We start from the raw sequence: 23,565 nt of genomic DNA, 5'->3' as shown, positions 1-23,565 counted from the left end.
AGCACCGGGTTCCCGGTTGCGCAGGTGCGGCTGCTTAAGCACAGTCGCGCCCATGATTCGGGACAAGTCCGAGAAGAAAAAGCCGGTCAAACCGGCGAAGGGCGTCATCGCGGTGACGCCGCCGAGCTTTCGGCGCGAGCGCGCGCTGATCAAGCGCGGGGTGTGGCCGGTTGCCGGCTGCGACGAGGCCGGGCGCGGCCCGCTGGCAGGCCCCGTGGTGGCCGCGGCTGTCGTGCTCGACCCCAAGCGGATCCCGAAAGGCATCGATGATTCGAAGCGGCTGACGCCGGAGCGGCGCGAAGAGCTGTTCGCGCAGATCTGCGCGACGTCGGCGTTCGCGGTCGCCTTCGCCTCGCCGGCGCGAATCGATCGCGACAATATCCTGCGCGCCTCGCTCTGGGCCCTGGCGCGCGCTGTGGCGGCGCTGCCCGAAGCGCCCAAGCATGTCTTCGTCGATGGCCGCGACAAGGTCGCCGTGACCTGCGATTGCGAGGCTGTGATCGGCGGCGACGGAATCGTGATGTCGATCGCGGCCGCTTCGATCATCGCCAAAGTGACGCGGGACCGGCTGATGTGCGCGCTGGCGCTGGATTGCCCCGGCTATGGCTTCGAGCAGCACAAGGGCTATGCGGTGCCGGAACATCTGGAGGCGCTGGATCGTCTCGGCCCAAGCGCGCATCACCGCAGCTTCTTTGCGCCCGTGATCGCCGCCCGGCGGAAGCATTTTCCGGAAACGGTCGACCCTGATCTCTTCACGGTGGACCCGACAATCGAGGCCGAGGCGACCGCCGCCTAGGGCGGTTGCTTCGATCGCCTGCGGCCTTTATCAAGCCAGTGGATTGGCTGAGGTACTCAGGGCTGGTTCGGGGCATTTAGGGCGCATGCGTTTCACTTCCCTGGTCGTCGAACTGATCCGCGCCCGGCCGCGGCTCGTGGTCTGGATCGTGGTGCTGGCGCAGGCGGCGCTGTGGCTGCTCGTGCCGCTCCTGATCTATCGCAGCCCGCCTGGCGACGTCGCGACCGTGCTCGCCTTCGGCCGCGAGTACCAGGTCGGCACTGATCTCGGTCCGCCGCTCGCGTTCTGGCTCGCCGACATCGCGTTCCGCGCCGCCGGCAATCACGTCTTCGGCGTCTATCTGCTGGCGCAGATTTGCGCGGTCGCAACCTTCGTCAGCCTCTATCACCTTGGCCGCGGCATCGTCGGCGGACAGCAGGCGGTGCTCGCGGTGCTGCTGACGATGACGGTCACCGCCTTCTCCTCGCCCGGCCTCGAGTTCGGCCCGCTGGTGCTGGCCCGCCCGCTCTGGGCGCTGTTGCTGCTGCATTCCTGGCAATTGTTCGGCGAGAACCGGCGCAGCGCCTGGTTTGCCTGGTCGATCGATTGCGGCCTGTTGTTGCTGACGACGCCGGTGGCGATCGGCATGATTCTTCTGGTCGTGGCCTTTGCGCTCGCGACCCCGCGCGGACGCCGCACGCTGGCGTCATTCGATCCGCTGTTCGCGCTGCTCGTGGTGATCGTGCTGGCGCTGCCTTATCTGATCTGGCTGATGCGGTCGGATGGCCTGATGCTGCCGCTGCTGCCTGAGGTCGCGGATTTGCGCGCGCGGGTGATGCGCTCCGGCGTCCTGCTTGGTGGGCTCGTGGTGTCGATGGTCGGCATCGCGTTGCTCCTCGTCCTCAATTCCCCCTGGTTCGCCCGCAAGCCGGAGGAGGCGCCGATCATCTATCGGGCGCCGGTCGATCCGCTGGGGCGGCAGTTCGTCTATTTCTTCGCCTTCGCGCCGGCGCTGATCGGCGGCCTGCTCGCCGGCCTGTACAAACTCGACCACGTGGTCGGCGGCGCGGGTGTCGCGCTGCTGCTGTCGGGACTGGCCGTGATCGTCAACGCCGGCGATCTCATCCATCTCTACCGCCAGCGGCTGTTGCGCTCGGCCTGGGCGGCGACGATTGCCGCGCCGGCGCTGGCCGTCGTCGCGGCGACGCTGTTCGTGCCCTGGACTGACACGGCCGAAGTGCGGACCTCGATGCCGGCGGTTGCGATCGGGCATTTCTTTGTCGACAGTTTCGAGCGGCGCACCAACCAGCGGCTGCGCGCAGTGGCCGGCGATCCCGAACTGGCGCGCCTGATCGCGATGGACCCGCAGCGCCCGCATCTGTTGCTCGACGGAAAGCCGCGGACGCCGTGGCTCTCGCCGGCCAAGTTCAGCGAGACCGGGGGCGTGATTGTCTGGCGCGCGTCCGACACGTCGGGCACCCCGCCGCCCGAGATCGCGCAACGTTTCCCCGGCCTGGTGCCGGAAGTGCCGCGCTCGTTCGAATGGCTGGTCAACGGCCGGCAGCCGCTGCTCAGGATCGGCTGGGCCATCGTGCGGCCGAAGGGGCCGTAACTGCCCTGTCATTCCGGGGCGATGCGAAGCATCGAACCCGGAATCTCGAGATTCCGGGTCTGGTGCTTACGCACCATCCCGGAATGACGGAGTCTCTGAGACTCAGGATGAGGAAGAACCTTGCTGCCCCAATGCCTTCGCGATGGCGCGGAGATCCTGCCACGACATTCGCTTGTAGGAGGGCGAGCGCAGGAGATAGGCGGGGTGGAAGGTGGCGATGGCGCGGATCACCCGCGTGCCGGTGTCGTAGTCGAACCATTTGCCGCGGGTGCGCATGATGCCTTCGCGCGTTCCGATCAGCGCCTGCGTCGAGGGATTGCCGAGCGTGACCAGCACGTCGGGATTTACCAGCTCGATCTGGCGCTGGATGAAGGGCAGGCAGACCTGCGTCTCCTGCGGCGTCGGCGTGCGATTGCCCGGCGGCCGCCACGGGATCACGTTGGCAATATAGGCCTTGCCGCGGTCGAGCCCGATCGCCGCGATCATCCGGTCCAGCAGCTTGCCGGAGCGGCCGACAAAGGGCAGCCCTTCGATGTCCTCGTCGCGACCCGGCGCTTCTCCCACGAACATCACCCGCGCCTCCGGATTGCCGTCGGCAAACACCAGTCTCGTCGCGGTATGCTTCAGCGCGCAGCCGTCGAAATTCTCCAGGAGCGTCCGCAGCGCCTCCAGCGTCGGCGCGGTCCGTGCCGCCTCGCGCGCGGATGCAATTGCCGCATCCGGCGTGATGGCGATTTCGCTGCGCGGAACTGCCGCCGCTAGCGGCGGCTCCCGCGTCGCACGCGGCGGCGCCACCTCGCGCGGCGGCGCGGCGGGAACAGGCTCAAGCTCCGCGAGCCGGTTGACCGGCTCGTCGCCGAGCGCGCAATCGACCCCGGCCTCGAGATAAAAGGCCAGCAATTGCTTCAACGTAGGGGCGGGCTCGGGCGTCATCGTGGGATACAAGTCCTCCGCCCGCAATTTAGGATGTATCGCGCCGTCGCGAAATGCATTTCAACGGTTGTCCTCGCGGCAAAAATCGGAAACAACGCAGCCTAACGAATTAGAAGCGTTCTCAACCGGGCTGAAGAGATCATGAGCAGCGAAGAACTACCGCCCCGCGAATCCATGGAATTCGACGTCGTGATCGTCGGCGCCGGACCGTCGGGCCTTGCGGCTGCGATCCGGCTGAAACAGCTCAATCCCGACCTCAGCATCGTTGTAGTGGAGAAGGGTTCCGAGGTCGGCGCGCATATCCTCTCCGGCGCGGTGATCGACCCGGTCTCGCTCGACAAATTGATTCCGGACTGGCGCGAGGACGCCGACTGTCCGCTGAAGACGCAGGTGAAGGACGATCGCTTCTACTGGATGACGGCCGCCGGCGCGATCCGGCTGCCGAACTTCATCATGCCGCCTCTGATGAACAACCATCACTGCTATATCGGCTCGCTCGGCAATGTCTGCCGCTGGCTGGCGCCGAAGGCGGAAGCGCTGGGCGTCGAGATCTATCCGGGCTTTGCTGCCGCCGAAGTGCTCTATGACGACAACGGCAATGTGCGCGGCATCGCCACCGGCGACATGGGCATCGCCAGGGACGGCTCGCACAAGGACTCCTATACCCGCGGCATGGAGCTCGTCGGCAAATACACTCTGTTCGCCGAAGGCGCGCGCGGCAGCCTGTCGAAGCAGCTCATTGCGAAGTACCAGCTCGACGCCAAGAGCGAGCCGCCGAAATTCGGCATCGGCCTGAAAGAAGTGTGGCAGATCGATCCCGCCAAGCACAAGAAGGGCCTGATCCAGCATTCGTTCGGCTGGCCGCTCGGCAATTCCACCGGCGGCGGCTCCTTCCTCTATCACTATGACGACAATCGCGTCGCCGTCGGCTTCGTCGTGCACCTCAATTACGACAATCCGTATCTGTCGCCGTTCGACGAATTCCAGCGCTTCAAGACGCATCCCTCGATCCGGCCCGTGTTCGAAGGCGGCAAGCGGCTCGCCTATGGCGCGCGCGCCATCACCGAGGGCGGCTATCAGTCGGTGCCGCGGCTGACCTTCCCGGGCGGCGCACTGATCGGCTGCGCGGCGGGCTTCGTCAACGTGCCGCGCATCAAGGGCGTTCACAACGCGATGGGCAGCGGCATGCTCGCCGCCGAGCATGTTGCGGCGGCGATCGGCGCCGGCCGCGCCAATGATGAACTGGTGGAGTATGAAAACGCCTGGCGCGACTCCGCCGTCGGCAAGGACCTGCATCGGGTCCGCAACGTCAAGCCGCTGTGGTCGAAATTCGGCACCGTCATTGGCGTCGCGCTTGGCGGCCTCGACATGTGGTGCAACACTTTTGGCTTCTCGCTGTTCGGAACCCAATCGCACGCCAAGCCCGATCGCAAGACACTGGATCCGGCCAAGAGCCACCAGCCGATCGCCTATCCGAAGCCGGACGGCAAGATTTCATTCGACAAGCTCTCGTCAGTGTTCCTGTCCAACACCAACCATGAAGAGGACCAGCCGGTTCATCTCAAGGTCGCCGACATGAACCTGCAGAAGACCTCGGAGCACGACGTCTTCGCCGGCCCGTCCAACCGCTATTGCCCGGCCGGCGTCTATGAATGGGTCGAGGAAGCTTCAGGTCCGCGCTTCCAGATCAATGCGCAGAACTGCGTCCACTGCAAAACCTGCGACGTGAAGGACCCCAATGGTAACATCACCTGGGTTCCGCCGGAGGGCGGCGGCGGGCCCAACTATGAGGCGATGTGACGGGGCCGGTACAAGCAGCGATGGAGGAGGCAGGGCAACCACAATTGTGTGAGTGGGCGCCCCGATAATCCGACAGGGCGGCCACGATACCGCCACACTGGAAGCGTTTTCCGGTATTGTTGGCTAAATCGGCGGCTTCAAAGGCCATCTGCCAATCGATTCGCCACCCGTGTCCTTGCGGTTGAAGGACAAAAACGGCATTGTCGCTGGCCGGGATGCCGCCGCTTGGGTTCGCATTCGACACTGATCCTAAGAGATCGCCGCCGTAAAAATCCCGCCGTAAATCCTTTGGAGCAAGGCGAACCGTGATGCTTTCAACACGCTTTAACCGCTGGACGATTGCTGCTCTCAGCCTGGCCGTGCTCGCCGCGCCTGGCGCGCTCTCCGCGCAGACGCCGGATCATCCCGCCGATAACGCGGCGCAGTTTCCGACCAAGAACGACCTCAAATCGCTGACGACCGCCGGGAGCTATCTCGCCGCCCGCCACGCCAGCGTCGAGCGCGACGCGGCGTCCGCTGCGGCATTTTACCGCTCGGCACTTCGCACTGATCCGAAGAACAACGAATTGCTCGACCGCGCCTTCATCTCATCGCTGGCGGAAGGCGACATCGACGAGGCCGTCAAGCTCGCCGATCGCATTCTCGCGCAGGACAAGTCGAACCGCGTTGCGCGGCTCGTCGTCGGCGTGCGCGACCTGAAGCTGAAGAAATACGCAGCCGCGCAGCTCAACATCAACCAGTCGATCCGCGGACCGATCACCGACCTGGTCGCGACGCTGCTGGCGAGCTGGGCGAGCTATGGCGCGGGCGACGCCAAGGCCGCGGTCGCCAACATCGACAAGCTCACCGGTCCGGAATGGTATCCGCTGTTCAAGGATCTCCACGCCGGCATGATCCTGGAGCTGTCGGGCAAGGAGAAGGACGCGGGCACCCGCTTCGAACGGGCCTACAAGCTCGACGATTCCATGCTGCGGATCGTGGACGAATATGCGCGCTGGTCGTCGCGCAACAAGGATGCGGCTGCCGCGACTTCGCTCTATGAGGCCTTCGACAAGAAGCTGCCGCGCCATCCGCTGGTGCAGGAGGGCATCCGCGAGAGCAAGGCCGGCAAGAAGCTGCCGCCGCTGGTCGAATCGGCGCAGGCCGGTGCGGCCGAAGCGCTCTATGGCATCGGCGCGACGCTGACGCGCCGCGGCGGTGAGGATCTGGCGCTGGTCTATCTGCAGCTTGCGCTGTACCTGCAGCCCAACCATCCGCTGGCGCTGCTCTCGCTCGCGGACCTCTACGAGAGCGTGAAGAAGCCGCAGATGGCGATCAAGGTGTATGAGCGCGTGCCGGCCTCATCGCCGCTGAAGCGCAACGCGCAGATCCAGCTCGCGACCAATCTCGACGCCGCCGACCGCAGCGAAGAGGCGATCAAGATCCTCAAGGACGTCACCGGCGAATCTCCGAAGGACATCGAGGCCATCATGGCGCTCGGCAATATCGAGCGTGGCCGCAAGAAATTCGCCGATTGCGCGGGCACCTATACGCAGGCGATCGATGCGATGCCGACGGCCGGCGACAAGAACGCCTGGGTCACCTACTACTACCGCGGCATCTGCGAGGAGCGCTCCAAGCAGTGGACCAAGGCTGAAGCCGACATGCGCAAGGCGCTGGAGATGCAGCCCGAGCAGCCGCATGTGCTGAACTATCTCGGCTATTCCTGGATCGATCAGGGCATCAATCTCGACGAGGGCATGAAGATGATCAAGCGCGCCGTCGAGCAGCGGCCCGACGACGGCTACATCGTGGATTCGCTCGGCTGGGCCTATTACCGCATCGGCAATTACGACGAGGCCGTGAAGCAGCTCGAGCGCGCGATCGATCTCAAGCCTGAAGATCCGACCATCAACGACCATCTCGGCGACGCCTATTGGCGGGTCGGCCGCACGCTGGAAGCCAAGTTCCAGTGGGCCCATGCGCGCGATCTCAAGCCGGAGGCGGAAGAGCTGCCGAAGATCGAAGCCAAGATCGAGAACGGCCTGCCCGAAGACGCCTCCAATAACGCCGCTGCCGTCGAGAAGAAGAAGGAAGACGGCAAGGGCGGCTGATCGAAAGAGATTGGGGGCGCTTCGCCGATGACGGCACTGATTGAGGACGCGCGTGCCAAGGTCAACCTGACCCTGCGGGTGATCGGGCGGCGCGTCGACGGCTATCACGACCTCGAAAGCGTGGTGGCGTTCGCCGATTGCGCCGATCGCCTGACGCTGACGCCGGGCGAAGAACTCACGCTCACGACCTCAGGGCCGATGGCGGAAGCCTGCGGCGAGACCGCTGATAATCTTGTGCTGAAGGCGGCGCGGCTGCTCGGTGAACGCGTTCCCGGCCTGAAGACCGGCCGCTTTGCGCTGGAGAAAGTGTTGCCGGTGGCCGCCGGGATCGGCGGCGGTTCGGCCGATGCCGCGGCGGCGCTGCGGCTGCTCGCGCGGCTCAACGATCTTGCCCTCGACGATGAGCGGCTGCGCGAGGTCGCGCTGAAAACCGGTGCCGACGTGCCGGTCTGCGTCGCCTCGCACGCCTGCGACATGACCGGGGTCGGCGAGACGCTGATGCCATTGAACCTGCCAAAGCTGCCCTGCGTGCTGGTCAATCCGCGGATTCCCGTCGCCACCAGGGACGTGTTCGCGGCGCTTGGCTTGCGCCCCGGCGACCTCCTGGTCGGCGCCACCGACGTGGTGCTGCAGGCGCCGCCCTGGCCCGAGCACGGCGGCTCGCTCGAGGAGTGGGTCGAGGCGCTTGCCGCCAGCTCGAACGATCTGGAGGCGCCTGCGGTGCGCATCCAGCCAGTGATCGGCACAGTGATCTCGGCGCTCAACGCCACCAACGGCGCCTGGCTCGCGCGGATGTCCGGCTCCGGCGCCACCTGTTTTGCGATCTACGAGAACACCGCCGACGCCCAGCGCGCGGCCGAACAGCTGCGCCGCGAGCACCCGACATGGTGGGTGCATTCGGGCGTGCTGAGCTGAAGTAGCGCAACCCGCTCATCTATCCCCTCACCCTGAGGAGCCTGCGAAGCAGGCGTCTCGAAGGGCGAGGCCACGGCGGGGCCTCATGGTTCGAGACGCGCGTTCGGCGCTCCTCACCATGAGGGTCTAACGGCTCGCGTAAATCGCAGGATGGGTAGAGCGAAGCGAACCCATCATTGTGCCGCAAGCACCGATGGGTTTCGCTTCGCTCTCCCCATCCTGCTGATCGCTCAATGCGAGCGCGCCAGGCAGAAGGCCACGACCTGTTCGAGGGCGGTCTTCATCGGTGAGGCCGGGAATAGTGCCAGCGCGTCGACCGCCATCGCGCCGTAGTGGTGGGCGCGGGTCAGCGTGTCCTCGAGCGCGCGGTGCTTCGTCATCAAGCCGATGGCGTGGTCGAGATCGCCGCCGCGGATTTCGCCGCGCTCCAGCGCTCTGACCCAGAACTCGCGCTCGCTGTCATTGCCGCGGCGGAAGGCCAGCACCACCGGCAGCGTGATCTTGCCTTCGCGGAAATCGTCGCCGACGTTCTTGCCGAGCTTGGCGGACTTGCCGCCATAGTCGAGCACGTCGTCGACGAGCTGGAAGGCGATGCCGAGGTTCATGCCGGCGGAGCGGCACGCGGTCTGCTCCGGCTTCGGCCGGTTGGCGATGACGGGGCCGACTTCGCAGGCGGCCGCGAACAGTTCCGCGGTCTTGCCGCGGATCACGGCCAGATATTCATCCTCGGTGGTCGCGGTGTTCTTCGCCGCGGCAAGCTGCATCACCTCGCCCTCGGCGATGGTGGCGGCGGCGGAGGAGAGGATGTCGAGCGCGCGCAGCGAGCCGACCTCGACCATCATGCGGAAGGCCTGGCCGAGCAGGAAGTCGCCGACCAGGACGCTGGCCTCGTTGCCCCAGAGCATCCGTGCCGACAATTTGCCGCGCCGCAGCTCGCTTTCGTCGACCACGTCGTCATGCAGCAGCGTCGCGGTATGCATGAACTCCACCGCGGCGGCGAGCTTGATATGGCCGTCGCCGGAATAGCCGGAGAGCTGGGCCATCGCCAATGTCAGCATCGGCCGCAGGCGTTTGCCCCCGGAGGAGATCAGGTGGTTGGCGACCTCCGGGATCATCGTGACCTCGGAGCCGGTTCGCGCCAGAATGGCCGCGTTGACGCGTTCCATGTCGGCGGCGACCAGGGCGACCAGCGGGTCTATCGAAGCGTTCGACGGGTTTTCAAAAGGGACAATAACCGCCACGCTGGTCTCCAAATTTGCCGAAACCACACTATCCTAGGGCGTGATCCGGCAATCGATCACTGCACCTCAGGACTACAATAGAAACTGCGCGCTGGGGCGGCAAGGGTATGAAGCTGTTGACATCTGTCGCATGGTCTGCGCTGGGCTGAACATGGAGAACGAACGCTTGCGAGAATTGGTCCGAACCAATGACATGGTACTGGTGTCCGCGATCACCGCATTGCTCGACAGCGCCGACATCCATCATCTGGTGCTGGACCAGAACATGAGCGTCATCGAGGGATCGCTCGGCATCCTGCCGCGGCGGATCCTGGTCCATGAGGACGACAACCGCGCGGCGCGCAAGCTGCTGACTGACGCGGGTTACGCGCATGAATTGCGCGCCGATGAGTGAACACGTCACCGGGCACGGTGACGTCGTCACCGAGGACGCTTTTCTCGGCGGACGATTGCTGCTGCGACAGCTCAGGTCCGGCCACCGCGCCGGACATGACGCCATGCTGCTCGCGGCCGCGACGCGCGCGCGACACGGCGATCGCGTCGTCGACCTCGGCGCGGGCGTCGGCGCCGCCGGCCTTGCGCTGGCCAAACGCGTTGCCGGCATCGACCTGGTGCTGGTCGAGATCGACGCGGAGCTCGCTGCACTGGCGCGAGGGAATGCGGCCGCCAATGCGATTGCCGCCGATGTGATCGTGCTCGACGTCGAAGCATCGGCGGAGGCGTTCGCCGCTGCCCGCCTGCCGCCCGACAGCGTCGATGTCGTGCTGATGAATCCGCCGTTTAACGATTCCAGACGCCACCGCGCTTCGCCGGACAAAGCGCGCGAGGTCGCACATGTGGCGTCGGCGACGACCCTGGAGAGCTGGATCCGTGCAGCGCGACGCATCCTGAAATCCCGGGGAGAATTGACGCTGATCTGGCGCGCCGATGGCATTGCCGAGGTGCTGGCTGCGCTGGATCGCGGGTTCGGCAGCCTCGAGATTCTGCCCGTTCACGCTGATGTGACCACGGTGGCGGGCCGCATTCTGCTGCGCGCGGTCAAAGGCGGGCGCGCCCCGACGCGACTCCATGCCGCGCTGGTGCTCAATGATGAGCAAGGCGTGCCGAACAAAGGGGTTCAGGAGAGCCTGATGGGGAAAGGGATATTGCCGCTTGCCGGGTGAAGAAGATGCCGGACGGTGGACGTGGTCTACTGCTGCGGGAGCGTATCCGATTGCCGTTCGGGCGCCGCGGTGAAGTGAACCGCCGTGAGCAGGGTACCGATCAGCAGTATCAGCAGATAGATTTTCATCTTGCTCTCCGCTGCGAGCTTGCAGCCAGAACATCGCGTTGCAGGGGGCGTTCCATTCACTGGATGACAGTGGTGGGATAAAAAACGGTTAATTCGAGGTAACGGGAATGAGTGAACAAAGAATTGATCGCCCCGGACTGTCGGGCCTCTTCGACAGGCTCGAAGCCTGGCTCCCGGCGCGGTTTCGGCGCGGCACGGCCGTGGTGCCGGTGGTGCGGCTGTCCGGCGTGATCGGCGCGGTGACGCCGCTCCGCCCCGGCATGACGCTCGCCGGTATCGCGAAAACGCTCGAACGCGCGTTTGCGATCCGCAACGCCAAGGCGGTGGCGCTGGTGATCAATTCGCCCGGCGGCTCGCCGGTGCAGTCGCGCCAGATCTACCTGCGGATCCGCCAGCTCGCCGCCGAAAAGCAGCTCCCGGTTCTGGTGTTCGTCGAGGACGTCGCGGCTTCCGGCGGCTACATGATCGCCTGTGCGGGCGACGAGATCTTCTGCGACCCGTCGTCCATCCTCGGTTCGATCGGAGTGGTCGGCGGCACGTTCGGTTTCCAGGAACTGATCCGCAAGATCGGCGTCGAGCGGCGGCTCTATACCGCCGGCGAGCACAAGGCGATGCTCGACCCGTTCCTGCCCGAGAAGCCCGAAGAGGTGGAACGGCTGAAGACGATCCAGCGCGAGATTCACGCGATCTTCATCGCGCTGGTGAAACAGAGTCGTGGCGCACGGCTGAAAGGCGCCGATGATGTCCTCTTCACCGGTGAATATTGGGCCGGCGAAACCTCCGTTACGCTCGGCCTCGCCGATGGGATCGGCGACCTCCGCTCGACGCTCCACGCCCGCTATGGCGAGAAGGTGCTGACGCCGGTGATCGCCCCCGCGAGCGGGCTGTTGTCGGGGCTGCTGGGCAGGCGGGCGCCCGGGGCAGGCTCGCTGGCGGCGCTGGATCGGCTCGGAGGACTGCCTGACGATTTGATCTCGGCGCTGGAAACGCGGGCGATCTGGGCCAAATTCGGGTTCTGACATCACTGTGTCCGCGCCATTTGGTCCCAAAAGGTTGATTGCGGCGCAGCCCGGCTTAAGCGAAACTATCGAGCATTGGGGGTCCGACAGATGGACGACAAGGATCGATCGATGCCAGCCATGATCGCATTTGCGGGTGTTTTGGGCGGGCTTGCCGTGGTGCGCTGGGCCTATCGCACGGCGCTGCGGGTCAATGAGGAACTGGAAGAGGCGCGCCGCGCCCGCATGGCCGAGGCTGCCAGCCGGAGCGAGATTCCAACACTTCGCCGCGACCCCGTCACCGGCGCCTACCGGCCCGGCTAAAGCTGCCCTCATCCTGAGGAGCGGGCGCAGGCCCGCCTCTCGCCTTGATTCCCTGTCTTCCCGCCGATACGGTCCGCGCGCTTTCAACCCCCGCATCGCGAGACCGATACCGACGATGGATGCCCTGCCTGCCCATATGCGCCCGGAACGTTCGTTCCAGGGACTGATCCTGACGCTGCAGCGCTACTGGGCGGATTACGGCTGCGTGATCCTGCAGCCCTATGACATGGAGGTCGGCGCCGGCACCTTCCATCCCGCCACAACGCTGCGCGCGCTCGGACCGAAGCGCTGGAACGCCGCCTATGTGCAGCCCTCGCGGCGGCCGAAGGACGGCCGCTATGGCGAGAACCCCAACCGTCTGCAGCACTATTACCAGTTCCAGGTGATCCTGAAGCCGTCACCGCCTGACATCCAGGAGCTCTATCTGAAATCGCTGGCCGCGATCGGTGTCGATTCGGCGCTGCACGACATCCGCTTTGTCGAGGACGACTGGGAGAGCCCGACGCTCGGGGCCTGGGGCCTGGGCTGGGAATGCTGGTGCGACGGCATGGAAGTGTCGCAGTTCACTTACTTTCAGCAGGTCGCGGGCGTCGAGTGCGCGCCGGTTGCCGGCGAGCTCACCTACGGGCTCGAGCGGCTGGCGATGTATGTGCAGGGCGTCGACCGCGTCTACGACCTCAACTTCAACGGCCGCGAAGGCGCCGAGAAGGTGAGCTATGGCGACGTGTTCCTGCAGGCCGAGCAGGAATATTCGCGGCATAATTTCGAGATTGCCGACACCGCGATGCTGTTCGAGCAGTTTCGAATGGCCGAGGAAGCCTGCAGGAAATATCTCGCGGCGGGCTGGCGCGAGGGAGGCAACCAGCGGGAGCACCTGATGGCGCTGCCGGCCTATGACCAGTGCATCAAGGCCAGCCACGTGTTCAACCTGCTCGACGCGCGCGGCGTGATCTCGGTGACGGAGCGGCAGAGCTACATCCTGCGGGTGCGCGAACTGGCGAAAGCCTGCGGCGAAGCCTGGGTGCACACCGAAGCCGGCAGGGCCGCCTGATGCCTGATCTCCTGCTCGAACTGTTTTCCGAGGAAATCCCCGCGCGCATGCAGGCCAAGGCGGCCGACGATCTGCGCCGCATGGTGACCGACAAGCTCGTGGCCGAGGGCTTGGTTTACGAAGGCGCCCGCGCGTTCGCGACGCCGCGGCGGCTGGCGCTCACCGTGCACGGCATTCCGGCGCGGCAGCCCGATCTGAAGGAAGAGCGGCGCGGCCCCCGCGTCGGCGGGCCCGAGCCCGCGATCCAGGGATTCCTGAAAGCCACGGGTCTCGCCTCGATCAGTGAGGCAAAAATCCAGAGCGACAAGAAGGGCGATTTCTACATCGCGCTGATCGAGAAGCCGGGGCGGCCCGCGCTCGACGTGCTCGCCGAGATCCTGCCTGTCATCATCAGAACCTTCCCCTGGCCGAAATCGATGCGCTGGGGCGAGCGTTCGGCAAGGCCCGGCGCGCTGACCTGGGTGCGCCCGCTGCACGCGATCACGGCGACATTTGGTCCCGAGACCGAGGAGCCGGATGTGGTGAATTTCTCGGTCGACGGCATCGAGGCGGGGCAGACCACGTTCGGGCACCGCTTCATGGCGCCTGGCGCGATCTCCGTGCGCCATTTTCATGACTACGAGGCCAAGCTGAACGCGGCCAAGGTCGTGCTCGACCCGCAAGCGCGCAAGGACATGATCCTTGCGGATGCAAAGACGCTGGCGCAGGCGCAGAATTTTGAATTGGTCGAGGACCAGGGGCTGCTCGACGAGGTCGCCGGCCTCGTCGAATGGCCGGTGGCGTTGATGGGTTCGTTCGACAAGGAATTCCTGTCGATCCCGGACGAGGTGATCCGCGCCACCATCCGCAACAACCAGAAATGCTTCGTGGTGAGCGATCCCAGAACGGGGAAGCTCACCAACAAGTTCATCCTCACCGCCAATATCGAGGCCAGTGACGGCGGCAAGGCCATCGTCGCCGGCAACGAGCGCGTGATCCGCGCGCGGCTGAGTGATGCGAAGTTCTTCTACGAGACGGACCTCAAGACCAGGCTCGAGGAGCGGCTGCCGAAGTTCGACCAGATCGTGTTCCATGAGAAGCTGGGCACGCAGGGCGAGCGCATCAAGCGGATCGAGCGATTGGCCGCGGAGATCGCGCCGCTAGTCGGCGCCGATGTCGAGAAGACGAAACGCGCCGCGCGTCTGGCGAAGGCGGATTTGCTGACGGAAGTGGTCGGCGAATTCCCCGAGTTGCAGGGGCTGATGGGGAAATACTACGCGCTGGCGCAGGGTGAAGATGCGTCGGTCGCTGCGGCGAGCGAGGAGCACTACAAGCCGCAGGGGCCGGCGGATCGCGTGCCGACGGATCCGGTAAGCGTGGCGGTGGCGCTCGCGGACAAGATCGATACGTTGGTCGGATTCTGGGCGATCGACGAGAAGCCGACCGGGAGCAAGGACCCGTATGCGCTGAGGCGGGCGGCGCTGGGGGTGATCCGCCTTATCCTCGAGAACGATATTCGTACCAGCCTAATCAAGACGATCACGACATTCGTCGTCACGCTCCTTGAGGGCGACGCTGTAAAGGCCGCTGAGAGTCCGATTGCTATCGCGCCATCGCTGTTGGTCTTCTTTGCCGAGCGCCTCAAGGTCCAACTCCGCGATCAGGGCGCACGTCACGACCTCGTCGATGCCGTCTTCGCGCTAGAGGGCCAGGACGATCTTCTGCTCGTCGTCCGCCGCGTCGAGGCGCTCGGGAAATTCCTCGACACTGACGACGGCAAGAATCTGCTTGCGGGTACCAAGCGCGCGGGCAACATCCTCGCGATCGAGGAGAAGCGGGACAAGCGCACGTTCGACGGCACGCCCGATCCGTCGCTCTATCGGCAGGACGAGGAGAAGGCGCTGGCAAAGGCGATCGATCAGGTGAAGCGCGAGGCGAGTGCAGCCGTGGCGCAGGAAGACTTCGCCGGTGCCATGAGTGTGATGGCGACGCTGCGGCCGGCGGTCGATGCGTTCTTCGACAAGGTCAAGGTCAATGACGACGACCAGAAGGTCCGCGAGAACCGGCTGAAGCTGTTGAATGAGATCCGCGCCGCAACGCGGGCGGTGGCGGATTTCTCCAAGATCCAGGATTGAACCTGACGCCGTCATTCCGGGGCGGTCCGTAGGACCGAACCCGGAATCTCGAGATTCCGGGTTCGATGCTTCGCATCGCCCCGGAATGACGCCACCACCCAGAAATATCCCGCAACATTTACCCCTCATTAACCACGTCCTGCCAATGTCGCGACGGGTGAACGGTTTCTTAAGACATCACCCGCGCGCAAACGCAGGAATTTACCGATGACTTCCATCGGCACGGCGCTCAATCCTTACGCCCAATATGGTTCGGCCTATGTGCGGGCAACGGCGACGCCGTCGCTGGCGACGACACTGTCCAATGACAGCGCAAACAGCGATCCGCTCGGCGGCAGCGCGACCAACCTGACCTTGTCGGAGGCGGCCCGTGCGCAATTGGCAAAAGCATCGCTGCCTGACTTCACGACGGTCACGAACGACGCGCGCTCAACGCTCGACCGGCTCTATGCGGCGGCTGGCGTCAAGGGACCGCTGGTCAATGGCAAGACCACGATTGATCTTTCGACGTTGGATCGCCGCGCGCTGTTTGCGATCTCGACCAACAATGGCGGCAAGTTCAGTCCCGATGAGCAGGCGGTCGCGGCAGGCGAATTGAAGCAGCGCTTCGATGCCGCGCTGGCGCCATCGCTGGCAACCACGCGCCTGACCGGCGACTACAATGTCAGCTACAAGGCGGCGCTGGATTATCTCGACGGCGCGAGCCCGGAAGAGAAGGCGACGGCGACCTGGGCCGCCCAGCGCGCCGCCGTATTCAAGGGTTATCAGGCGACGCAGACCGACCCGACAGTGGCGCCGTCAGGGACTGCCGGCGATCCGATCGCGGCCGCGCTCGCCGGCACGGCCAGCCCCGCGACGGGCCAGAGCCGCAACTTCGGCGATCTCGCCAGCGACGTGCGCGCGTTTCTCGACCGCCAGAAGAGCGAGGCCGCGAGCAACGGCAAGGAGCTGGTCTATGACCCCCGCCGCAAGACCGGACAATTGGCCGATCTGTCCCCGCTCGACAATCGCTCGCTGTCGGCGATCGCGCTGAACCAGGACAGTCGCTTCTCCGGAGAGGAGGTCTATGCCGCCAAGCAGGAGTTGAATGCGCGAACGCGCGCCTCCGTGCTCGACGCGCTGAAGCAGAGCCAATCGACCGGAGATCCGCGCCAGCTCAGTCTCGGCATCCTGCAAGCCTATTCCTCGATGAGCGGCGAAGAGCGGCTGGCTGCGAACTGGACGCCCGAATTCCAGGATGCCGCAATCAAGAACTACAAGTCGACCTCGACACTGCTGTCGATGCTGCGATCGTAAGCCGAGAAAGCAAAGCCCCGCCTGGAGGGGAGGGCCAGGCGGGGCTCTTGGGTCCGGTCGCTGTCACGCACATCCGCTTGCGTAGCGCCCGGACTACTCGCTCACGTCAGGGTTAGTCGATCACCTGAACAATGCGACGCGAGCGCGGCTCGACCAGGACGGTCTCGCCATTCACGACGGTGTAGCGGAACGGGGTTGAGCCGAAGCGCTGCGGTACGTCGTAGACTGTCACGCCGGTATCGGGCAGCACGGCGCCGACCACCACACGATCGGGGACCGTGTAGTTCGGCACGCGTTCTCGCACGACATATTCACGAAATGCCGGTCGCTGATCCACCGTGATTCCGCCGCCTTCTTCGACCACCACGGTGTTACCGCCGACGACGCCGGTCGTGGTCTGCGCCTGCGCCGCGACTGGCGCACCGATCGCGCACGCCATCGCTGCAACGGCAAATAATCTGTTTCGCATGGCTCACTCCTTTGCGACGACTTTTGCTTGAGCTGGTGTTACCCTTGGGAACACCGCGTGCCGGCTTTTGCCGATGCACAATGCTGGGCCAATGCATCGCGCGCGCCGATGTTCCGCAAAAAGCGCGGACGTATCCGTGGCAATTTCGAGCAATTTTCGTGAATGGCGGAACCGATTGAACCGTCGAACGTCTCCAATGCTGGCCGTGTTGGCCCGGTGGGGAATGCTGGATTTGACGCGTTTTCTTCATGAGAGAGCGGTACCACTTCGCTCGAAAACGTGATGCCGGTACAATGCCCGCCTCGATTCGATTTCCCGAACACATCCGCTGGAGCTTCTTAAAATGGTCATCACCGCTGCGCATGTTCCTGCCATCGTGGCCCTGATCGCGGGCATTCTGATCCTGGTCATGCCGCGGCTCTTGAACTTCATCGTCGCGATCTACCTGATCTTCGTGGGCTTGGTCGGCATGGGCCTTTTGCGCTGGTTGCATTTGTAGAATCGAAAGGCCGTTCGCAGCTTGCGCCCGCCACACCAAAGTGGTGTAAGGCGCGCATCTTCTTCTTGCCCCTCCATCCGGATTGTTGAGAGCCATGGCCAAAGCCGTCGCGAAGTCCAAGAAAGCAGCAGAGAAAAGCGCAGCGAAATCAAAGCCATCCGCCCCGGCCCGTGCGGCCGCCCCGGCGGCCCGAAAGGCGCTGAAGAAGAGCGCGCCAAAAGTGGCGGCGAAGGCTCCGGTCAAAGCTCCTGCCAAAGCGCCCGCCAAGCCGGCTGCTAAGGCTGCTGTTAAGGCGCCCGCCAAGCCGGCCGTGAAGTCCGTGACCAAGGCGCCGGTGTCAAAGCCGGCCGCGGCGGCGATCAAGCCCAACAAATGGGTCTTTACCTTCGGCGACGGCAAGGCCGAGGGCAAAGCCGAGATGCGCGATCTCCTCGGCGGCAAGGGCGCCAACCTCGCCGAGATGGCCAATCTGGGTCTGCCGGTGCCGCCCGGCTTCACGATCCCGACCTCGGTCTGCACCTACTTCTACGAGCATGAGAAAACCTATCCGAAAGAGCTGAAGGCGCAGGTCGAGAAGGCGCTGGAATATGTCGGCAAATTGACCGGCAAGGTCTTCGGCGATGCCAAGAACCCGCTGCTGGTCTCGGTGCGCTCCGGCGCCCGCGCCTCGATGCCGGGCATGATGGACACTGTGCTCAACCTTGGGCTGAACGACCAGACCGTGGAGGCGCTGGCCGATCTCTCCGGGGATCGCCGTTTTGCCTATGACAGCTACCGCCGCTTCATCACGATGTACTCGGACGTGGTGCTGGGCTTCGAGCACCATCATTTCGAAGACATCCTCGATGCCTTCAAGGACAGCCAGGGCTATTCGCTGGACACCGACCTGACCGGCGACGACTGGGTGGAGCTGGTCGGCAAGTACAAGGAAGCGGTCGAGCGCGAGACCGGCCATCCGTTCCCGCAGGATCCGCACGACCAGTTGTGGGGTGCGATCGGCGCCGTGTTCTCCTCGTGGATGAATGCGCGCGCGGTCACCTATCGCAAGCTGCACGACATTCCGGAATCCTGGGGCACCGCCGTCAACGTGCAGGCGATGGTGTTCGGCAATATGGGCGAGACGTCGGCAACCGGCGTCGCCTTCACCCGCAATCCCTCGACCGGCGAGAGCAAGCTCTACGGCGAATTCCTGATCAACGCGCAGGGCGAGGACGTCGTCGCCGGCATCCGCACGCCGCAGGACATCACGGAATACGCGCGCCAGGAGAGCGGCTCCGACAAGCCGTCGATGGAGACCGCGATGCCCGACGCCTTCAAGGAGCTGACGCGGATCTACACGCTGCTCGAAAAGCACTACCGCGACATGCAGGACATGGAGTTCACGGTCGAGCAGGGCAAGCTGTGGATGCTGCAGACCCGCGGCGGCAAGCGCACCGCGAAGGCGGCGCTGCGCATTGCCGTCGAGCTCGCCAATGAAGGACTGATCTCGAAGGAAGATGCGGTGACGCGGATCGATCCGGCTTCGCTCGACCAGTTGCTGCATCCGACCATCGATCCGGCAGCGACGCGCGATATCATCTGCACCGGCCTGCCGGCCTCGCCGGGCGCGGCGTCCGGCGAGATCGTGTTCTCCTCCGACGAAGCCGCCAAGCTGCAGGCCGATGGCCGCAAGGTCATCCTTGTCCGTGTCGAGACCAGTCCGGAAGACATCCACGGCATGCACGCGGCCGAGGGCATCCTGACCACCCGCGGTGGCATGACCTCGCATGCCGCGGTGGTGGCGCGCGGCATGGGCAAGCCCTGCGTCTCCGGCTGCGGCGCCATCCGCGTCGATTACGGTCGCGGCACGATGAGCGTCGGCTCACGCACCTTCAAGGCAGGCGACGTCATCACCATCGATGGCGGGATCGGCCAGGTGCTGGCCGGGCGCATGCCGATGATCGAGCCGGAGCTGTCCGGCGAGTTCGGCACGCTGATGGGCTGGGCCGACGACGTCCGCCGGCTGCGTGTCCGCGTCAACGGCGACACGCCTGACGATGCGCGCACCGCGGTGAAGTTCGGCGCCGAGGGCATCGGCCTCTGCCGCACCGAGCACATGTTCTTCGAGGAGACGCGCATCCGCACGGTGCGCGAGATGATCCTGTCGGAAGACGAGCAATCGCGCCGCGCCGCGTTGTCGAAGCTGCTGCCGATGCAGCGCGCCGACTTCGTCGAGTTGTTCGAGATCATGAAGGGCCTCCCCGTCACGATCCGCCTGCTCGATCCGCCGCTGCACGAGTTCCTGCCGCACACCCAGGCCGAGATCGAGGAAGTCGCGCGCGCGATGAACACCGATCCGCGCCGGCTTGCCGACCGCGCCCGCGAACTGGCCGAGTTCAACCCGATGCTCGGCTTCCGCGGCTGCCGTCTTGCGATCGCCTATCCCGAGATCGCCGAGATGCAGGCGCGTGCGATCTTTGAGGCCGCGGTCGAGGCAGGCAAGCGCACCGGCAAGGCCGTTGGCCTCGAGGTGATGGTGCCGCTGATCGCCACCAAGGCCGAGTTCGACCTGGTGAAGGGCCGGATCGACGCCACCGCGCATGCGGTGATGAAGGAGACCGGCGCCAAGCTGACCTACCAGGTCGGCACCATGATCGAGCTGCCGCGCGCCTGCCTGATGGCCGGCAAGGTCGCCGAGACCGCCGAGTTCTTCTCCTTCGGCACCAACGACCTGACCCAGACCACCTATGGCATCAGCCGCGACGACGCCGCCAGCTTCCTCGGCACCTATATCGCCAAGGGCATCCTCGAAATCGATCCTTTCATTTCGGTCGATCGCGATGGCGTCGGCGAGCTCGTCAAGATCGGCGTGGAGCGCGGCCGCAAGACACGGCCCAACCTGAAGGTCGGCATCTGCGGCGAGCACGGCGGCGATCCCGCCTCCGTTGCGTTCTGCCACGAGGTCGGCCTCGACTATGTCTCCTGCTCGCCCTACCGCGTGCCGATCGCGCGGCTCGCCGCAGCCCAAGCCGCGCTCGGCAAGGCGATCGCCAGCCAGGCGTGAGATAAGTCCCTCCGCAAACTCGCTTTGCCACTCCCGCTTGCTTGTGGCGCAAGCGGGAGAGGGAGCGCAGGTCTGGTCGAATATCATCTCTTCGCGCTAGAGCATTTTCGGTTCTGATTGAATCAGAACCGAAGCTCTAGATTCTTGTTTTCACGCGTTTTCTTCACGCGAACCGGTGTCCGCTTCGCTCGAAAACGCTCTAACTGAAAATGGCCGGGCTTTCCCGGCCATTTCTTGCCGGATCCGCTCGCAAAGGCAGGACGCGTTACAGCCGTAACCCAACTTTCTGCGTGCTGAAATCGAACTGTAACCCCCGCTCCGAATCCTCATCCCAAGAAGTTGAGGTTGGCATGAGATGGTTCAGATTGTTTTTGCGTCAATTGAGATCAGGGCAGCGTCGGCGCCATGGCGGACGAGCGTCAGGGTCGGGGCCTGATGGGAAGTGACGCTTTTATCACGGCTGCTTGTGCTGGTGGCTGTCGCTCTGCTGCCGGCAATAGCGATCCAAGCGTATAATGAATTTGACCTGCGTCGCGCGCGGCAGATCGAGGTGCAGAACCAAGCCCTCAATCTGGCTGAACTTGCCGCCGCGGAGCAACAGCAGATCATCCAGGGCATTCATCAGGTCCTGATCACGCTGTCGGAGCTTCCGTCGATCAAGGCCAGGGATAGCGCTTCGTGCAACGCCTATATGGGCGCGATAAAGCAGCGATTCCCGGGCTTTCTCACCATCGTCGTCACCGATCTGAACGGCGTCACCTTCTGCGCGCCCGACGACAACCGCAAGCCGGTCAATGTCTCGGGAAGGGCCTATTTCGCCAATTTGCGGAAAACCGGCGCATTCTCCGTCGGCGAGTTCTCGCTAGGGCTGTCGTCCGGTCGAAGGGCCATTCAGTTCGCATTACCATTCTACGAACCGGACGGACAGATGGGGGGCGCCATCATCGCAACCCTCAGCCTGGATTGGCTCGCCGACTACATTGCCCGCAAGGGCGCCCCGGCGGGAGCGGCGCTCGGAATCATGGATCGCAACGGCAGGTATCTCGCCCGCTATCCCGACAATGCTCACTTTGTCGGGAGGACACTGAGCCAGGGGCGTGATCCTGTCCTCGAGAAATCCGGGGCCATCGACACCGTGGATCTCGATGGCGTGGAGCGGATCGTCGGCTATGCGGCCTTGCCGGACAGCTCCGGCGGCCTCCTGATCAGCTTTGGCCTGGACAAGGACCGGGCGTTCACCACGATCCAGCACGGCACGCAGCGCGGCATCTTCCTGATCATCCTGAGCACCGCGCTGGTGCTGATCCTGACATCATTGGGCGCACGGCGCTTCGTCCGTCGCCCGCTCGGGCAATTGGTCGACGCCGCCAACCGATGGCGGCTCGGCGATTTTACCCGGCGGGTGGACATCCGCGGCACTTCCGAAATCGCGCGGGTGGCCGATGCATTCAACACCATGGCCGATGCGCTGGAACAGCGCGAGCACGAACTGTCCGACGCGAGGAAGAAAGCGGAGGAAGCCGCGGCCCGGATTACGATGATCTTCGAGAGCACCACCGACAGCGTGCTGATCATCGATAGGGACTGGCGCCTCACCTATCTCAACGGACCGGCCTGGGCAGACATTGCGGAAGGGCAGGATGTCAGGGGCCTGACGCTGCAGGAGGCATTTCCGGACGCCGACGACCTCGATATCACCAGCCAGATCCTGGAGGTGACGTCGACGCAGCGGCCGGCATTCCTCGAAGTGTTCTGTCCACGTCGACAGGTCTGGTACGCCGTCAATGCGTTTCCCTCCAGCCAGGGGCTGGCGATCTTTCTCCGCGACATCACCGATCACAAGCACGCACTGGAAGCGCGCCGGCTGATCGAGGAGCAGTTCCACCAGAGCCAAAAGATGGAGTCGGTCGGCCAGCTCACCGGCGGCATCGCGCATGACTTCAACAATCTGCTCACGGTGGTCTCGGGCAGCCTCGACCTGATCGAGGATGCCACCGACATTTCGAAGGTTCGGCAGTACGCCGCGGCGGCGCGACGCGCCACCCAGCGAGGCGAGAAGCTGACCTCGCAGCTTCTCGCCTTTTCGCGGCGGCAGATACTGAATCCCAAACTGGTCAACGCGAACCAGCTCATTTCCGAGTTTCAGGGTCTGATCCAGCAGGCGGTCGGGGGAGGATGCGAGGTCAGGCTGCGGACCGACGAGCAATTGTGGCAATGCCACGTCGATCCGTCGCTGCTGGAGACCGCTCTGCTCAACCTCGCGATCAATGGACGCGATGCGATGCCGGACGGCGGCGTGCTCGAGATCGAGACGCGGAATGTCGAGCTGGAGCAGGGGGCCGTGGCGGAGTGTTTGGCCGGGTCGTATGTCAGGCTGGCCGTCACGGATTCCGGCTACGGGATGCCGCCCGAGGTGCGTGACAGGATCTTCGAGCCCTTCTTCACGACCAAGGAAGTCGGCAAAGGGACCGGGCTCGGCCTCAGCATGGTCTACGGCTTCGTTCGACAGTCCGGCGGGCACATCACGGTCGAAAGCGCGCCGGGAGCAGGGACTACGGTCGCGCTCTACCTGCCCAAGGCCGACAAGGCGCCTGATGCGCCGGTGCAGGAGCGGACGGCGCGAGCCATACCGGGAGGATCGGAGCGGATCCTGGTGGTCGATGACAATGAAGACCTGCTCGAAGTCACCTCGGCGATGTTGAGCTCGTTCGGCTACGAAATTGTCTGCGCCCGTAACGGCCTCGAGGCGCTGACGATGTTGAAGAGCGGCGAGAGCTTCGCGCTCCTGTTCAGCGATATCGTGATGCCGAGCGGCATGAACGGCATCGAGCTGGCGCGCGAGGCGCGCCGGCTGTGCCCGGACATCAAGATCCTGCTCACGTCGGGCTATGCCGGAGATGCGTTGGAGCGGCATCACGCCGTGGACGAGTTTCCGATCATCGAGAAACCCTTCCACGTTGCCGACCTGGCCCGTCGGCTGAAGGCAATCCTGCACGACGGCTAGATCGTGATCCGATCAGGCTGAGGTATAGCCGCGATGAAGCTGCGCTCCCTCTCCCGCTTGCGACCGCTTGCGGGGGAGGGCTGGGGTGGGGGTATCTCCGCGAATAG

The 23,565-nt window shown here is 64.7% G+C and carries 18 protein-coding genes; 15 read left to right on the top strand and 3 right to left on the bottom strand.

Annotation, left to right across the window (positions count from 1 at the left end; genetic code table 11):
* Positions 1-52 precede the first annotated feature (52 nt).
* Positions 53-796: a ribonuclease HII gene (locus I6F35_RS17700; RefSeq protein WP_225118968.1), complete on the top strand. Its 744-nt coding sequence runs from the start codon at positions 53-55 to the stop codon at positions 794-796.
* A gap of 85 nt (positions 797-881) precedes the next feature.
* Positions 882-2,387: a glycosyltransferase family 39 protein gene (locus I6F35_RS17695; protein WP_225118967.1), complete on the top strand. Its 1,506-nt coding sequence runs from the start codon at positions 882-884 to the stop codon at positions 2,385-2,387.
* A 102-nt stretch (positions 2,388-2,489) separates the two neighbouring features.
* Here the strand turns inward: I6F35_RS17695 and I6F35_RS17690 are convergent, their stop codons facing one another.
* Positions 2,490-3,320 (bottom strand): uracil-DNA glycosylase, encoded by an 831-nt coding sequence (locus I6F35_RS17690; RefSeq protein ID WP_225118966.1) that lies wholly within the window; start codon positions 3,318-3,320, stop codon positions 2,490-2,492.
* A 141-nt stretch (positions 3,321-3,461) separates the two neighbouring features.
* On the opposite strand from I6F35_RS17690, the gene I6F35_RS17685 reads away from it, so the two are divergent.
* From I6F35_RS17685 to I6F35_RS17675, 3 genes are all read left to right on the top strand, one after another.
* On the top strand, positions 3,462-5,120 hold the full coding sequence (locus tag I6F35_RS17685) for an electron transfer flavoprotein-ubiquinone oxidoreductase (protein WP_225118965.1): 1,659 nt from the start codon (positions 3,462-3,464) through the stop codon (positions 5,118-5,120).
* A gap of 308 nt (positions 5,121-5,428) precedes the next feature.
* Positions 5,429-7,213, top strand: a complete 1,785-nt coding sequence (locus tag I6F35_RS17680; protein WP_225118964.1) for a tetratricopeptide repeat protein — start codon at positions 5,429-5,431, stop codon at positions 7,211-7,213.
* A 27-nt stretch (positions 7,214-7,240) separates the two neighbouring features.
* Positions 7,241-8,128: a 4-(cytidine 5'-diphospho)-2-C-methyl-D-erythritol kinase gene (locus I6F35_RS17675; protein ID WP_225118963.1), complete on the top strand. Its 888-nt coding sequence runs from the start codon at positions 7,241-7,243 to the stop codon at positions 8,126-8,128.
* 230 nt (positions 8,129-8,358) lie between these two features.
* On the opposite strand, the gene I6F35_RS17670 is transcribed toward I6F35_RS17675, so the two are convergent.
* A complete protein-coding gene (locus I6F35_RS17670) occupies positions 8,359-9,369 on the bottom strand; it encodes a polyprenyl synthetase family protein (protein WP_225118962.1) in 1,011 nt (336 codons plus the stop codon).
* A gap of 166 nt (positions 9,370-9,535) precedes the next feature.
* Here I6F35_RS17670 and I6F35_RS17665 point away from each other — a divergent pair, with 166 nt between their 5' ends.
* From I6F35_RS17665 to I6F35_RS17635, 7 genes are all read left to right on the top strand, one after another.
* Positions 9,536-9,763 (top strand): DUF2007 domain-containing protein, encoded by a 228-nt coding sequence (locus tag I6F35_RS17665; RefSeq protein WP_225118961.1) that lies wholly within the window; start codon positions 9,536-9,538, stop codon positions 9,761-9,763.
* Positions 9,756-10,532 carry a methyltransferase gene (locus tag I6F35_RS17660; RefSeq protein WP_225118960.1) on the top strand — a complete coding sequence of 259 codons (777 nt, stop codon included), beginning with the start codon at positions 9,756-9,758 and terminating at the stop codon, positions 10,530-10,532. The genes I6F35_RS17665 and I6F35_RS17660 overlap by 8 nt, the downstream gene beginning before the upstream one ends.
* Positions 10,533-10,767: 235 nt before the next feature.
* Positions 10,768-11,679 carry a S49 family peptidase gene (locus I6F35_RS17655; protein ID WP_225118959.1) on the top strand — a complete coding sequence of 304 codons (912 nt, stop codon included), beginning with the start codon at positions 10,768-10,770 and terminating at the stop codon, positions 11,677-11,679.
* A 111-nt stretch (positions 11,680-11,790) separates the two neighbouring features.
* Entirely contained in the window at positions 11,791-11,982 is a 192-nt protein-coding gene (locus I6F35_RS17650) for a hypothetical protein (protein ID WP_225119047.1), read from the top strand.
* Between the two features lie 115 nt (positions 11,983-12,097).
* Positions 12,098-13,033 (top strand): glycine--tRNA ligase subunit alpha, encoded by a 936-nt coding sequence (locus I6F35_RS17645; protein WP_225118958.1) that lies wholly within the window; start codon positions 12,098-12,100, stop codon positions 13,031-13,033.
* Positions 13,033-15,147 (top strand): glycine--tRNA ligase subunit beta, encoded by a 2,115-nt coding sequence (gene glyS / locus I6F35_RS17640; protein ID WP_225118957.1) that lies wholly within the window; start codon positions 13,033-13,035, stop codon positions 15,145-15,147. Before I6F35_RS17645 ends, glyS begins: the two co-directional genes overlap by 1 nt.
* 207 nt (positions 15,148-15,354) lie before the next feature.
* Positions 15,355-16,443 carry a hypothetical protein gene (locus I6F35_RS17635; protein WP_225118956.1) on the top strand — a complete coding sequence of 363 codons (1,089 nt, stop codon included), beginning with the start codon at positions 15,355-15,357 and terminating at the stop codon, positions 16,441-16,443.
* Positions 16,444-16,555: 112 nt separating this feature from the next.
* Here the strand turns inward: I6F35_RS17635 and I6F35_RS17630 are convergent, their stop codons facing one another.
* The gene (locus tag I6F35_RS17630) at positions 16,556-16,912 is read right to left on the bottom strand and encodes a DUF1236 domain-containing protein (RefSeq protein ID WP_225118955.1); all 357 of its coding nucleotides are present in this window, start codon (positions 16,910-16,912) and stop codon (positions 16,556-16,558) included.
* 343 nt (positions 16,913-17,255) lie between these two features.
* Between I6F35_RS17630 and I6F35_RS17625 the strand changes: the two genes are divergently transcribed.
* From I6F35_RS17625 to I6F35_RS17615, 3 genes are all read left to right on the top strand, one after another.
* Complete coding sequence (locus tag I6F35_RS17625) at positions 17,256-17,411, top strand: DUF3096 domain-containing protein (RefSeq protein WP_080663951.1); 156 nt, start codon at positions 17,256-17,258, stop codon at positions 17,409-17,411.
* A 94-nt stretch (positions 17,412-17,505) separates the two neighbouring features.
* On the top strand, positions 17,506-20,454 hold the full coding sequence (gene ppdK, locus I6F35_RS17620) for a pyruvate, phosphate dikinase (RefSeq protein WP_225118954.1): 2,949 nt from the start codon (positions 17,506-17,508) through the stop codon (positions 20,452-20,454).
* A gap of 442 nt (positions 20,455-20,896) precedes the next feature.
* Positions 20,897-23,458, top strand: coding sequence for an ATP-binding protein (locus I6F35_RS17615; protein ID WP_225118953.1), 2,562 nt, complete (start codon positions 20,897-20,899; stop codon positions 23,456-23,458).
* Positions 23,459-23,565: the final 107 nt, after the last annotated feature.

Source organism: Bradyrhizobium sp. BRP22 (assembly GCF_020194175.1).
GTDB lineage: Bacteria > Pseudomonadota > Alphaproteobacteria > Rhizobiales > Xanthobacteraceae > Bradyrhizobium.
The sequence above is the reverse complement of the archived record's forward strand: the minus strand, read 5'-3'. Positions and strand labels throughout refer to the sequence as shown.